The organism is Pseudobutyrivibrio xylanivorans (assembly GCF_008935055.1).
GTDB lineage: Bacteria > Bacillota > Clostridia > Lachnospirales > Lachnospiraceae > Pseudobutyrivibrio > Pseudobutyrivibrio xylanivorans_A.
This window is the reverse complement of the sequence record NZ_CP043028.1, coordinates 2700907-2715709: the sequence shown is the minus strand read 5'-3', so window position 1 is coordinate 2715709 and position 14803 is coordinate 2700907. Positions and strand designations below refer to the sequence as shown.

The window sequence follows — 14803 nt, the reverse complement described above, 5'->3', positions numbered from 1 at the left end:
CCTCCCTTGTTAGTATAGTTTCGCAAACCAATATCTTATCACAAAGAAGGATGTTCTTTTTATTTGTTTAATTTTCCGATAAAAATTTTACTCTAGCCACAATAAGAAATAAAAAGACACGCCTGCGGTGACGTGTCTTTTAAAAGGGAGAATAATGTTATGAAAAATGTATCTCTTAATGAGATGAGTAAATACTACTAAAAAAGTATGTATAAAAAACGTGCAACCTGTGAAGATTCTGTGAACTATATTTTAAGGATTGTAAATATAGTCCCCATGATAGACAGGGCTTACATTCCCTTTGCTATCAATAATAACCACAGAAAGTACACTAGCTCCCTTTAATATCGGAAATGGTTCACTATACTCAATTCCTACACTTGAAGGATCAGTGCCATCCCAGGAATAATATGCCTTACAACCTGATGGTACAGCAATTGAAATATATACCTGCTCTGTATATGTACCAGCCTCTGGTGTCACCACTGGAGTTGAAAGCTTAGCATAAGTGACATTATATGTCTCGCTGACAATCTCAGAATATTCTCCACTGTTGTTTCTTGTGACAGCCTTTACCACTGTTTCGCCCTCTTTAAGAGTAATAGCCTTAGAGAAAAGCTTACCGGAAACAGTTGGATCCTTGCCATCTAAAGTATAGAAAACCTGATAATTCTGTTCGCTGGTAAGTACCAAAGTTACATCCGCATCATAATCCCCGCCAGCCTCGCTGAATTCTGGTGGATAAATAAGATAATCATCAAATAATGAAGCTATGGAATCATTTGGCGCCTTATCCCTGAGTCTGTATATACCATCAGTGTCATGAAGCTGATCGTAGCAATCAAGAAGATATGTAAATATAGTCTTATTAGCCGGGTCATCCTCAAGTGCCATTAAAAGGTATGCAACAGCATTGTCATATTCCTTCACACGGTAGTACATGCGCCCTAAACCGTAAATAACTTCAAATGAGGTATTATCAACCTCATAAGCCTCCTCAAAATAACCTAAAGCCTTTGCATATTGCTTGTTGGCTTCTGCTTCAACAGCTTTATTCATAAGATTATCGTAGGAATGACTACCTATATAAGGAATGATTATCATCATTCCGAAGGTTACGATTATAAGGAAAATAACTATCTTTTTTAGGAAGTCCTTATTGCGAATCAATGCATTAGGCGAAGCGCATATCTTTGACTTGGCCTCAGGATTGGTTTTTGCTACTGGCGTCTTTGTCTGAGTATAGACACCAGTAGCGAATTGGTCATCTTTTGACTTATCCTTATCTTCTACAACTCTTGATAATAATTCCTCCTCTAAAACATCGTAATTTGGCACAAGCTGAATAGACTCCCCACAGGATGGGCAGTATACTAATCCAGATTCAATTTCAGTGCCACATTTTTTACAAATCATTTTAGAAAAGTCCTGTAATTACTCCATCATCAGTAACATCGATGTTATTTGCTGCTGGCTGCTTAGGAAGACCAGGCATTGTCATAATGCTTCCAGTAACTGCAACCACGAAACCAGCACCAGCGCTGGCATAAACCTCACGAACATTAATTGAAAATCCTTCAGGACGTCCAAGCTTATTCGCATCATCAGAAAGAGAATACTGTGTCTTAGCCATACAAACTGGGAAGTCTCCCATTCCAAGCTCTTCGATTCTCTTCAATTCCTTTTCAGCTGCTGGAGAATATGTAACATCATCTGCACCATAAATCTCGGTAGCAACGGTTTTAATCTTATCCTTTAATGAAAGGCTATTTTCATAAAGAGGCTTGAAATTACTCTCTTTATTCTCAAGTACATAAAGTACCTTCTTTGCAAGCTCTACGCCACCTTCGCCGCCTTTCTCCCAAACTTGCGAAAGTGCAAATTCACAGCCACGCTCCTCGCAGAAGCTTCTAACAAAATCAGTCTCAGCCTGTGTATCAGTAACAAAAGAATTAAGTGTAACAACTACAGGTACATCATACTTCTGAAGATTCTCAATGTGCTTCTCAAGGTTTACGATACCCTTCTTTAAAGCATCAAGATTTTCATTAGTAAGCTCAGCCTTTGGTACTCCTCCATTGTACTTAAGAGCACGAACAGTTGCCACAAGGACAACAGCATCAGGCTTAAGACCAGCCATTCTGCACTTAATGTCAAAGAACTTCTCAGCTCCAAGATCCGCACCAAAACCTGCTTCTGTAATTGTAATATCAGCAAGCTTCATAGCCGCTTTTGTAGCACGAACTGAATTGCAGCCATGAGCAATATTAGCAAATGGTCCACCATGAACGATAGCTGGTGTATGCTCAAGAGTCTGAATAAGATTTGGTTTGAGAGCATCCTTTAAAAGGGCGGCCATAGCTCCTGTAGCCTGTAAATCATCGGCAGTAACTGGCTTTCCATCAAATGAATAACCAACGATAATTCTGCCAAGACGTTGCTTCAGGTCATGCATATCATTTGCAAGACAAAGAATAGCCATAATCTCTGATGCTACTGTAATAACAAAATGATCCTCACGAACCATTCCATCCATCTTTGAGCCAAGGCCAACAACAATATTTCTAAGAGCTCTGTCATTCATGTCCAGACATCTCTTCCACACAATCTGGCGTGGGTCAATACCAAGAGAATTTCCCTGCTGAATATGATTATCAAGCATTGCTGCAAGCAAATTGTTTGCGCTTGTAATTGCATGGAAATCACCAGTAAAATGAAGGTTCAAATCCTCCATAGGAACAACCTGTGCATAACCGCCGCCGGCAGCACCACCTTTTATGCCAAAACAAGGACCAAGAGATGGCTCTCTAAGTGCAAGGCACGCCTTCTTACCAAGAACGCCCATTGCCTGACCAAGTCCAACAGAAGTTGTTGTCTTACCTTCACCAGCTGGTGTTGGATTAATTGCAGTCACAAGAACAAGCTTGCCATCCTTATTGCTTTCAATCTTGCTTAACAGCTCATCAGAAAACTTTGCCTTATACTTTCCATAAAGCTCTAAATCGTCCTCTTCGATGCTTAAGGATTTAGCAACCTCCTTAATGTGTACCATCTTTGCTTCTTGTGCGATTTGAATGTCTGACTTCATCTGAATAACTCCCTTTACTATGCATTTATTAGTTCTTCAAACTCTGAAATTGCCATACGAATTTCTCTAGGCTTGGTGCCCATTTCAGGACCAACAACGCCAGCTTCTGCAAGCTGATCCATAATACGAGCCGCTCTATTAAAGCCTATTCTGAAATTCCTTTGCAGATAACCAATAGAACCCTTTTGATTTTCTATGACAAGACGTCCCGCTTCGGCAAACAGTGGATCCCTCGAATTGTCAGGCTCCCCTGAGCTAATTGAACCGGAAACATTCTCAGAGTTTTGAATTTGTTCTTCAATTTCTGAATTATAATCAGCTGAGTCGTTGTTGTTTTTAAGAAAATCAACAACGGCACTAACCTCATCATCACTAACAAAAGCTCCCTGAATTCTAATTGGTTTAGAAAGATTCTGCGGAGCATATAGCATATCACCGTTTCCAAGCAAATCTTCCGCACCATTCATATCCAAAATGACACGGGAATCGTTTGATGATGAAACGGAAAAAGCAATTCTCGATGGAACGTTGGCCTTAATAAGGCCAGTAATAACATTAACTGTAGGCTTCTGTGTTGCAATAATAAGATGAATTCCAGCAGCACGGGCAAGCTGTGCCAAACGGACAATTGAGTCCTCAACATCTGCAGCAGCAACCATCATAAGATCAGCAACCTCATCAAGGATGATTACAAGCTGTGACATGCGAACACGTTTAGCTTCTGGAATCTCATCAGGTAAGCTATTACTCTCCACCTTCTCATTGAAGCCCTCAAGATTACGAACTCCTGCCATAGCAAGAAGCTCATATCTATCTGTCATTTCCTTAACTGCCCAATGAAGTGCACCAGCAGCTTTTTTCGCATCAGTAATAACTGGAAGAAGAAGATGTGGAATACCATTGTATACAGAAAGCTCAACCATCTTAGGATCAACCATTATCATTTTAACCTCATCTGGGCTGGCATGATAAAGGATACTCATGATAATTGTATTAATACAAACTGACTTACCCGAGCCTGTAGCGCCAGCAATCAAAAGATGTGGCATCTTTTCAATGTTTCCAACGATAACCTGTCCTGAAATATCCTTTCCGACACAGAAGGAAATCTTTGATTTAGCAGTCTTAAACTCTTTAGACGAAACAAGCTCTTTGAAGCCAACCATAGATTTAACCTTGTTTGGAACCTCAATACCAATTGCAGATTTGCCTGGAATTGGCGCCTCGATTCGAAGGTCTGTAACTGCCATATTAAGCTTTAAATCATCAGACAGGTTTACAACCTTTGATACTCTAGTTCCCTCAGCAATTTCCAGCTCATAGCGGGTAACAGAAGGGCCGAGAGTAACCTCAGTAACATTGGCAGACACGCCAAAATTACCAAGTGTACGCTGAAGCTTGTTAGCCATTTCTGCAAGGTATTCTTTAGAATCGCCACCGTTATTCTTTGCATCCTTAAGAAGTGTAAGTGGTGGATATCGATATGGCTTTTTAGGCTTCTTCTTGTCCGCTTCAATTGATTTCTGAAGTGATTCAGAAGAACTTTCAATTTCCTCTGGTGTTGAAGCAGAAGCCTTAGTATGGCGACTACTTGTCTCCACTGGAGCAGGAACTGACTCCTGACTTTCCATAAGCTCTTTCGCACTGGCAGATGGCTCTGGAGCAGATGGTGTATTAATAATAGGAGTCTTAAATACCATCTGATGATCAGGCTGCTCCTCTATAACCTCTGAAATATCTATCTTTGGTAAATCTGGCTCAACGGTCTCAAGATTCTTGAAAGCATGTGAGCTCTTTGACCGCTTGTCTCCTGACTTTAAACGATGGCGACGAGTTTGAGTGACTTCCATATCTCCTTCACCATCAGCCATATTAAAGCGAATCTCGTTAACCCCTCCAGTAACCTCTGGTGATTCAACAGAGTCAGCAATAAGTGTCGTATTAGAAGTTACACCGGAATATTTTCTATCTATTCTCGCTCCCTCAGATTGCTGCATCTGCTGAAGCTCCAATTCCTTATCCTGCTTGATTTTATCAATTATAGCCTGACGGTCTGCATTATAGCGGGTCTGACTTGCTTCACGTTCCATAAGCTGGCGCTCACGTCTGATACGACGTTTCGCAGCAGCTCTGTCAGCATGAATCCTTGAGGATTGCTGCACTTTGTCAAAGGCAAAACGCTCAATAATAATGATTGTGCTGACAATCATTGCAATCAGAACAATTAAATAAGCGCCAAGCAATCCAAAGCTATCATAAATTCCAAAAGCAATTGCTCCACCTAAAAGACCACCGCCAAAGTGATGTTCCTTAGCATAGGAAAAAGCATCCATTGGAAGTAAAATTTCCTGCCCATTAACAAACAATTCTACAAATGTAGTTAAGAAAATAAGCAACACAAATCCAGCCACAACCTTTGCAATTGCGACCTTGTTGCCATAGTTTGAAATTATAAAAAATGCTGAAAAAGCTACCATGAATGGCAGAACGTACTGGATGATTCCAAATACGCCAAACAGAAAATCAGCCACAGCATTTCCAGCCACACCACCAATTCCAAAATTACTGATGCAAAGCAAAATACAAAGAGCTATTGAAGACCATAGAACAATCTCCTTTGAAGAATCCTCAAAAAACGGATCCTCAAATTCAACCTCCTGCTTTTGCTTTCTAGTAGTCTTAGCCTTAGTAGATGTCTTTCTGGAAGCCGAAGTTGACCTGGTATTAGATTTCTTTCTAGAACTATTCTTCCCTTTTGATGTTGCCAAATTAAAAACCTCGTAACGCTTTATCTATCACTAAAGAAAGAGAATAGCCTAACTATCCTCTTTCTAGCATTATATTTATCAACCGATTAAATAGTTATAAATATTCTCGTATTTTTCTTTCTGAACAGCCCATGAGTAATTTTTATTCATGCCACGTTCAATCATTTTGTTCCACTGAGCCTTCTTCTCGAAGAATATGAACTTGCTGTAGTTGACAGTATTAAGAAGCTCATCCCCATTATAATTTGCAAATGAGAAACCATCACCAGTCTTCATATATTCGTTATAGGCCTCTACAGTGTCCTTAAGACCGCCTGTCTCTCGAACAATTGGAACTGTGCCATATCTAAATGAAATAAGCTGTGTAAGACCACATGGCTCAAAACGAGATGGCATAAGGAATGCATCCGCTGCTGCGTATAATCTGTGAGCCATTGCATCATCATAACTGATGTTTGCAGAAATCTTCTCAGGATATTTCCAAGCGTAATGTCTAAACATATTCTCGTACTTAGACTCGCCAGTACCGATAACAACAAGCTGAGTAAAATCGTCAACGATACCTTCGATACAATAATTAATCAAATCAAGACCCTTTTGGTCAGTAAGTCTTGAAATAAGACCAATCATGTACTTCTTTGAATCAACCTCTAAGCCAAGCTCCTGCTGAAGCTTAGTCTTGTTGATTTTCTTGTTCTTTCTAAATGTGTTTACATCATAGTTCTTGTAAATCTTAGAGTCTTTAGCTGGGTCATAAACAGAATTATCGATACCATTTACGATACCCTGCATATCATAATGACGTGCTCTAAGAAGACCATCCAAGCCCTCACCATAATATGGAGTCTGGATTTCATCACAATAATTTGCAGAAACTGTTGTGATATAGTCTGCGTATACAAGTCCACCCTTAAGCATATTGCCACACTTTTTATATTCAAGCTTGTCTGGAGTAAATAAATCAACTGGAAGACCTGAAATTCCTGATACAGTCTTGGTATCCCACATTCCCTGGAATTTAAGGTTATGAATTGTCATAACAGACTTCATACCCCAGAAGAACTGGTCACCCTGAAAATCAGTCTTTAAATAAACCGGAATAAATCCAGTCTGCCAATCATGGCAGTGAATAAGATTTGGCTGGAAGCCAATAAGCGGAAGCATAGAAAGTACCGCTTTATCAAAGAATATAAACTTTTCAAGATCCCATCTATCCTCAGAATAAGGATAAAAGCAATCAAAATAATCATGATTATCAATGAAATAGAAAGTAACACCGTCTAATTCATATTCAAAAACCCCAACGTATTTTGTGCCAACGAGCGGTCCCATGTTCATTTGGAAGCTAGTAAGATATTTAAAGTCCTTCTTGTATTTTTCAGGAATAAATGTGTAATAAGGCAATACAACCCTTACATCAAAATAATCCTTGCAAAACTCCTTAGGTAAAGCACCACAAACGTCTGCCAAACCTCCTGTTTTAACAAAAGGAACGCACTCGCTTGATGCAAACAAAATTTTATTCATAAGTCATTAACCCCTCAATATTTATAGTCGATCTCTGTAAGTAACTGTAAAAATCTACAAAAGCAAGGAAAAAGTGCCATTGAAAGATTTGCTAACGCAAATGGGCACTTCTTGAGCATATTTTTTCTCACATTAAAATGTGATAAAAAACATGCTATTCATCCCAGTTATGATAAACATTCTGAACGTCATCATCTTCGTCGAGCAAATCAAGAATCTTGTTGATCTTGTAAAGATCCTGCTCGTCTGTAAGCTCAACGTAAGTCTGAGGAATCATTGTAACCTCAGCGTCAGCCATAGGAATATTCTGAGCCTCAAGAGCCTCTCTTACAACTGAGAAATCATCTGGAGCTGTGTAAATCTCGAAGCAGTCCTCTTCCTCAGAGAAATCCTCAGCACCTGCATCAAGTGCAATCATCATAAGGTCATCAGCTTCCATAGAGCAATCCTCTTTTGAAACAATAATCTGACCTCTGTTATCAAACATGAAAGATACGCATCCTGGTGTTCCAATGCTTCCGCCACCCTTTGTAAATGCGTTACGAACATTGGCAGCTGTACGGTTACGGTTGTCTGTAAGGCAATCTACGATGATTGCTGTACCATTAGGACCATATCCCTCGTATGTAACTGTCTCGTAATTAACTGAATTTGTATCACCAGCAGCCTTCTTAATACCATTTTCGATTGTGGCATTAGGAACGTTGTTAGCCTTAGCCTTTGCAATAACATCACGAAGCTTTGAATTATTATTAGGGTCTGGACCGCCTTCCTTAACAGCTACAGCGATCTCACGACCAATTATTGTAAAAATCTTTCCCTTTGCAGCGTCATTCTTCTCTTTTTTGTGCTTAATATTAGCAAATTTTGAATGTCCTGACATAAAATTATTTACCTCTTTTCTTAAAATCAAATCTCAAAAAATTATATCAAAAATGAGAATCTTATTCAACGTGACTTTTACGACGAACAAAGACTTCACCTATAACCTTTTCTGAGACATTTTTAACATAAAATATAAAATTATCGTCCTCAAGCTTAAAAGACGTTGAATCTTCAGGGATTTTACCAAGAAGAGAAATAAGGTAGCCATTTAAGGTCTCATAGTCCTCTGAAAGCTTCATACCTATTATTTCTTCAACTTCTTCAAGAGTAGTACTTCCATCCATAATGAATGTATCCTCAGTTCTAACCTCTATGGAAGCTTCCTCTTCATCATGCTCATCCTCTATATTTCCAACAATCTCCTCTAAAATATCCTCTAAAGAAAGAATCCCGGAAACCTGGCCATATTCATCCATAACAATAACCATATGGCGCTTTTTGGACTGCATTTTTGCAAATAGAGTGTTGATTCCGTGTGTTTCTGGAACAAACTCCGCAATGGACATAATATCCTTTAAATCCTTGACCCTGATACCATCAATATCCTTATCAAAATATGTAAGAATATCCTTGATATGCAGTATACCTATAATATTATCCAATTCCTCAAGATAAACAGGATATCTGCTCATATTATTCTCATTGATGAAAGAAATAGCCTCTCGAAGGGTCATATCGCCATCAATAGCAACAATATTTTTTCTGTGAGTCATAATATCCTTAACATCTGTATCAGAAAATTCAAAGATATTTTGAATCATAGTGGCTTCAGATGCCAAAATGTTGCCATCCTCATGCCCTTCATTTACAAGAGAAATAACGTCCTCTTCTGTAACATTCTCCTGCTTAGATTTCCTATACAAATAAATAATTGCGACAAGCTCTGTAATCGCCAGAATTGCTAAAAGAATAATAAAAATATAGGGATTCGCCCCGTCGTCCATTTGGTTCTCCTTCCAACTCAATATCAAGAATTATTATCTTCTGTTTCCGAAGAGGCCTTAGTCTCTTTGGATACAGCATCTAAATCAACATCCTCAAGCTCTACGCCAGATAAATCTGTAACTTCTGCTGAAGACTTTGAATCTGCACCATCCTCAGCTTTATCATTAGCGACTCCTATATAAAAATCGCCATTTTGCATATCAAAGAGATTTAGGACCTCCATGCCAAAGACATCATGCATATAGGAATAAATCTCTTTGTTATTTATTTCTCGATTGTGCTTGCGAATTACATTCTTCTTCAACTGAATACGGATATCTTTAATCCAGTTAGTGATTTCCTCAGCCTCATTGGAATTTGTTCGAAGCTTATCATAGCAGTAGTCCATTGTCTCCATCATAAGCTCACGATTCACCTCATCTGTCTGAGCGGGCAAATCCTTCTGCTCGTCCTCGGCGGCAGCTATTCGCTCATTACATTCTTCAAGAAGGCGCTTATCATCGTCAAGCTTTTTAGAAACCAAATCAGAGGTACCCTCCATATTTGACATAACGGAAGCCATAAGACTCTCCTTGACCTTTTTCAGATCCTTCAGTTCCTTTTTAAGCTCGGCATCTCTTTTCAAAAGCTCGTTTTCTTTAGCCTCCAGGCTTTTAACCGTATCAGGCTTGCCACCCAAAGCAAAAAGCCTGTGCCATTTCTGATCCAAAATCAACATAGGTACCTTGATTTTAGCTATGGCACTTTGAAAATCACGCTCTGACATAAAATCACCTTCTAAAAGCCACTATTTATCCAAATTTTGCTGAGTAATATTGTAAGATAACTGCATTAAGCTATCTGAAAGATGAACATTTTCAATAACAACATCTGGAATATCATCCAAATCAACATGGGCAAAATTCCATATTGCATGTACTCCCAATGAAACCAGCTTTAAAGCAGTAGCTTTGGCATTCGCCTTTGGAAGCGTAAGCGCCGCAATTTCCACATCGTTATTCTTAACAAACTCAGGAAGTTCATCAAGCATCTGGATAGGAATATCACGAACCAGCTTTCCTTTAAGATCTGGATTTGTATCAAACAAGCCAATAATCCTAAAGCCAACACGCTCAAACTTTACATATCCAGCAATAGCCTGACCCAAGTTTCCAGCACCAATAACAATAACATTGTGTGTCTCATTTACGCCAAGAATATTGCCAATCTCATCATGAAGATAGGCTACGTTATAACCGTAACCCTGCTGACCAAAACCACCAAAATTATTTAAATCCTGTCTGATTTGAGATGCAGTAACATGCATACGTTTGCTCAAATCATTCGAAGAAATACGTTCAACGCCATCATCAAGAAGTTCTCCCAAGTAGCGATAGTATCTAGGAAGTCTTCTTATTACAGCCTGCGAAATTTGTTTGTCCAAAATATACGCCTCCTAAATAAATTTCTACAACAATTATAGAATTCATGCATAACTTTGTCAACGATTTAACAAACTTGTCACATAAGGGAACTTGCTTCTTCCCATTCCTCATAAAGTGCTTCAAGCCTATCATTAATTTCGTTCTGTTCTGCAGTTAATTCGTTTAATTTTGCAGAGTTTGTCATATTTTCAGGCTTAACAAATTCCTCATCAATTTTAGCTTTTTTATCCTCAAGCTCTTCAATTTCTTTTTCAATCTTAGAGATACGATTCTGGATTTTGCGCTTTTCAGCCTCTATTCTCTTCTGCTCCTTATAATCAAGCTTGGCAGCAGTCTCCTCAGCGGTCACACCAGAATTTGATGCTTCAGAAGAGGCAGCGCCGTAGAGCTGTTCCTTCTTAGCAATATATTCATCATAATTACCAAGATATTTGGTAAGGCCACCATCTGAAAGCTCAAGAATCATGTTAGCAGTCTTATTTACAAAATAACGGTCGTGGCTTACATAAAGAAGGGTTCCGTCATATTCATTCAAAGCCTCTTCAAGCATCTGTTTGGAATCCATATCCAAGTGGTTTGTAGGCTCATCTAGGATAAGAAGATTAGACTTTGAAAGCATGAGCTTTGCAAGAGAAACTCTACCACGCTCACCACCGGATAAATCACTGATACGCTTGAAAACGTCATCCTCTGTAAACATAAAGGCAGCAAGAGTGTTACGAACCTTTGTCTCTGTAAGGAATGGATAAGCATCATGAAGCTCACTGAAAATTGTATTGGATTCTGTAAGTCCCTGCTGTTCCTGATCGTAGTAGCCAACAGTAACATTTGCACCGAAACGAATCTCACCTGACTCAAAATCAGTAAGACCATTTATACATTTAAGAATAGTGGTTTTCCCTGTACCATTATCGCCTAAAATAGCGATTCTATCTCCCTTATGGACTTCAAACGATAAATCCGTAAAGATATTTTTATCATCGTAAGATTTTGTTACATGAGAAAAATCAAGAACATCCTTGCCACTTTCCTTTTCAATTTCAAGTGAAAGTCGCATCTTAGGCATATCCTTATCAGGAGCGTCCATAACTTCCATTTTATCAAGAGTCTTCTTTCGGCTTTCTGCTCGTTTAATTGATTTCTCACGATTGAAAGACTGAAGCTTTTCGATAACAGCCTTCTGATGTTCTATTTCCTTCTGCTGCTTTTCATAGCTTCGCTCATAAGTAAGCTGTGCAATTTCCTTCTGTGCAACGAAGGAAGTATAGTTTCCAGTATAGACGCTTGTCTTTCCATATGATAAATCAACCACATGGTCAGCAATCTTATCAAGAAAATATCTATCATGTGCAACAATAACAACAGCGCCCTTATAAGCAGTAAGATACCCTTCGAGCCACATAATTGATTTTAAATCCAAGTGGTTAATAGGCTCATCAAGTAAAAGTAAATCAGGTGATGCGGCAAGAAGTCTTCCCAAGCTGACACGAGTCTTTTGACCGCCTGATAGCTCGTTCATGCTCTTTTCAAAATCTTCCTGTTCGAAACCAAGGCCCTTCAGAATACCAACAGCCTCTGAACGGAAGGTGTAGCCCCCCATCAAGTCAAACTGATGCTGAAGCTTATGATAAGAATCCATAAAAGAAGTCATTTCTTCATGAGATAAAGAGCTCATTTGCGCCTCCATCTCAGCAAGCTTCTTTTCCATTGAAAGCAAGTCTTCTCGAGCCCCAAGAACTGTATCAAGAATATTGCTTCCGAAAGCATCCTCCTGATACTGAGCCAAATAGCCCATAGTAGCGTCCTTTTTAAGAGTAACCTCACCATCATCAGCAGGAAGATCGCCGATAATAATCTTCAAAAGAGTAGACTTTCCAGTACCATTATTTCCAACAATAGCAACCTTTGAGCCTTCATCTACAGTAAAAGTAGCATCTTTAATTATTGAATCCTCGCCAAAGGATTTATATATATGTGAAACATTTAATAACATAATCTTTTCCTTAAAAAATGCGCCCGACAAACGCCAGGCGCATTTAAAATCTAATTAGTTATAATTACTGGCAATCCTTGATTGAGAAGCTGATACGTCCCATCTTATCCTTGCCAAGGCAAACAACCTTAACAGTATCACCAAGAGTAAGAACATCCTCAACTCTATCAATTCTCTCCTTTGCAATCTTAGAAATGTGAACCATTCCCTCCTTGCCTGGAGCAAACTCGATGAATGCACCGAATTCCTTAATGCTGACAACCTTACCAGTAAGAATCTGATCCTTCTCGAAATCAGTTGTAATGATTTCAATCATCTTCTTAGCCTCGTCCATCTTTGCTGCATCTGTACCGCAGATAGAAACGTTGCCCTCATCTGTAATATCAATCTTAACATCGCATCTTGCAATGATTTCGTTGATTGTCTTTCCACGCTGTCCAACAACATCACCAATCTTCTCTGGATCGATAGAAAGCTGAATAATCTTTGGTGCATACTCGCCAACTTCCTTACGTGGCTCTGCAATTGCCTTGCTCATGCAGTTATCCATAATGAAGAATCTAGCCTCACGGCAACGAGCGATAGCTCCCTCTACGATTGGACGAGTAAGACCGTGGATCTTGATATCCATCTGGATAGCTGTGATACCTTCCTTAGTACCAGTAACCTTGAAGTCCATATCTCCGAAGAAGTCCTCAAGGCCCTGAATATCTGTAAGAAGAACAAAATCGTCATCTGTATCACCTGTAACAAGACCACATGAAATACCAGCTACCATAGCCTTGATAGGAACACCAGCAGCCATAAGTGACATACATGATGCACATGTAGAAGCCATTGATGTAGAGCCGTTTGATTCAAATGTCTCAGATACGGCACGGATAGCATATGGGAACTCCTCTGGTGTAGGAAGTACAGGAAGAAGTGCTCTTTCTGCAAGTGCACCGTGACCAATTTCACGACGTCCTGGACCTCTTGATGGCTTTGTCTCACCTACTGAGTATGCAGGGAAATTGTAGTGGTGCATGTATCTCTTCTCTGTAACGAATGCATCTAATCCATCAATCTTCTGGGCCTCTGAAAGAGGAGCAAGTGTAACTACATCGCAAATCTGTGTCTGTCCACGTGTAAACATTGAAGAACCGTGAACTCTAGGAATAAGGTCAACTTCAGCGGCAAGTGGACGAATCTGATCAAGCTGACGACCATCTGGACGCTTGTGTTCCTTAAGAATCATCTTGCGAACTGTCTTCTTCTCATACTGATAAATAGCCTCACCAAGAACTGCAAGCCATTCCTCATTCTCAGCAAATGCTTCCTCGAGACGCTCAGTAATCTGACGGATATTCTCCTCACGAACCTGCTTCTCATCTGTGAATACAGCCTCTTCCATCTCTGCTGGAGGAACAATTTCCTTCATCTTTGCAAAAAGCTCCTCAGGGATAGCACATGATGTGTACTCATGCTTTGGCTTACCACACTCTTTAACCATCTCATCGATGAAATTAATGATTGTCTGGTTAACATCGTGGCACTTATAAATAGCCTCAATCATCTTGTCCTCAGGGATGATGTTTGCACCAGCCTCAATCATGATAACCTTTTCTCTTGTAGAAGCAACTGTAAGCTTAAGGTCGCCCTTATCCCACTGCTCCTGTGAAGGGTTAACAATTAACTCACCATTAATCATACCCATCTGAGTCATAGCACATGGGCCATCAAATGGGATATCTGAAATACATGTTGAAATAGCAGCACCAAGCATAGCTACAAGCTCTGGACGGCACTGTGGATCAACAGCCATAACCATATTGTTAAGTGTAACGTCATTACGATAATCCTTTGGGAAAAGTGGACGCATAGGTCTGTCAATAACACGAGAAGTAAGGACAGCATTCTCTGAAGCCTTTCCTTCTCTCTTATTGAAACCGCCAGGGATTTTACCTACTGCGTATGTCTTCTCTTCGAACTCTACTGAGAGTGGGAAGAAATCAATGCCATCACGTGGCTTATCAGATGCTGTAGCAGTTGAAAGAACTGTTGTATCACCATACTGAATAAATGCTGCTCCATTAGCCTGAGCTGCAACTCTGCCGATATCTACACGAAGTGTTCTACCAGCTAAATCCATTGTAAATGTCTTCATGGTTTTCTCCTTATAAACTTAATTATA

The 14803-nt window shown here is 39.6% G+C and carries 10 protein-coding genes; all 10 read right to left on the bottom strand.

The window, feature by feature from the left end; all coding sequences use genetic code 11:
• Positions 1–252: 252 nt before the first annotated feature.
• The 10 genes from FXF36_RS12260 to FXF36_RS12215 all read right to left on the bottom strand — a co-directional run bounded on the left by FXF36_RS12260 (position 253) and on the right by FXF36_RS12215 (position 14776).
• Positions 253–1416 (bottom strand): chitobiase/beta-hexosaminidase C-terminal domain-containing protein, encoded by a 1164-nt coding sequence (locus FXF36_RS12260; protein WP_151624492.1) that lies wholly within the window; start codon positions 1414–1416, stop codon positions 253–255.
• A gap of 1 nt (position 1417) precedes the next feature.
• Positions 1418–3088, bottom strand: a complete 1671-nt coding sequence (locus tag FXF36_RS12255; protein ID WP_151624490.1) for a formate--tetrahydrofolate ligase — start codon at positions 3086–3088, stop codon at positions 1418–1420.
• A 17-nt stretch (positions 3089–3105) separates the two neighbouring features.
• Positions 3106–5856 (bottom strand): FtsK/SpoIIIE family DNA translocase, encoded by a 2751-nt coding sequence (locus tag FXF36_RS12250; RefSeq protein ID WP_151624488.1) that lies wholly within the window; start codon positions 5854–5856, stop codon positions 3106–3108.
• A 78-nt stretch (positions 5857–5934) separates the two neighbouring features.
• Positions 5935–7383, bottom strand: coding sequence for a glycogen synthase (locus tag FXF36_RS12245; RefSeq protein WP_151624486.1), 1449 nt, complete (start codon positions 7381–7383; stop codon positions 5935–5937).
• Between the two features lie 154 nt (positions 7384–7537).
• A complete protein-coding gene (locus tag FXF36_RS12240; RefSeq protein WP_151624484.1) occupies positions 7538–8266 on the bottom strand; it encodes a YebC/PmpR family DNA-binding transcriptional regulator in 729 nt (242 codons plus the stop codon).
• Positions 8267–8327: 61 nt separating this feature from the next.
• A complete protein-coding gene (locus tag FXF36_RS12235) occupies positions 8328–9212 on the bottom strand; it encodes a hemolysin family protein (protein WP_151624482.1) in 885 nt (294 codons plus the stop codon).
• Positions 9213–9235: 23 nt separating this feature from the next.
• On the bottom strand, positions 9236–9979 hold the full coding sequence (locus FXF36_RS12230; RefSeq protein ID WP_151624480.1) for a hypothetical protein: 744 nt from the start codon (positions 9977–9979) through the stop codon (positions 9236–9238).
• A 21-nt stretch (positions 9980–10000) separates the two neighbouring features.
• Positions 10001–10639, bottom strand: coding sequence for a redox-sensing transcriptional repressor Rex (locus tag FXF36_RS12225; protein ID WP_151624478.1), 639 nt, complete (start codon positions 10637–10639; stop codon positions 10001–10003).
• Positions 10640–10713: 74 nt separating this feature from the next.
• Entirely contained in the window at positions 10714–12630 is a 1917-nt protein-coding gene (locus tag FXF36_RS12220) for an ABC-F family ATP-binding cassette domain-containing protein (protein ID WP_151624476.1), read from the bottom strand.
• A 64-nt stretch (positions 12631–12694) separates the two neighbouring features.
• Positions 12695–14776: a polyribonucleotide nucleotidyltransferase gene (locus tag FXF36_RS12215; protein ID WP_151624474.1), complete on the bottom strand. Its 2082-nt coding sequence runs from the start codon at positions 14774–14776 to the stop codon at positions 12695–12697.
• Positions 14777–14803: the final 27 nt, after the last annotated feature.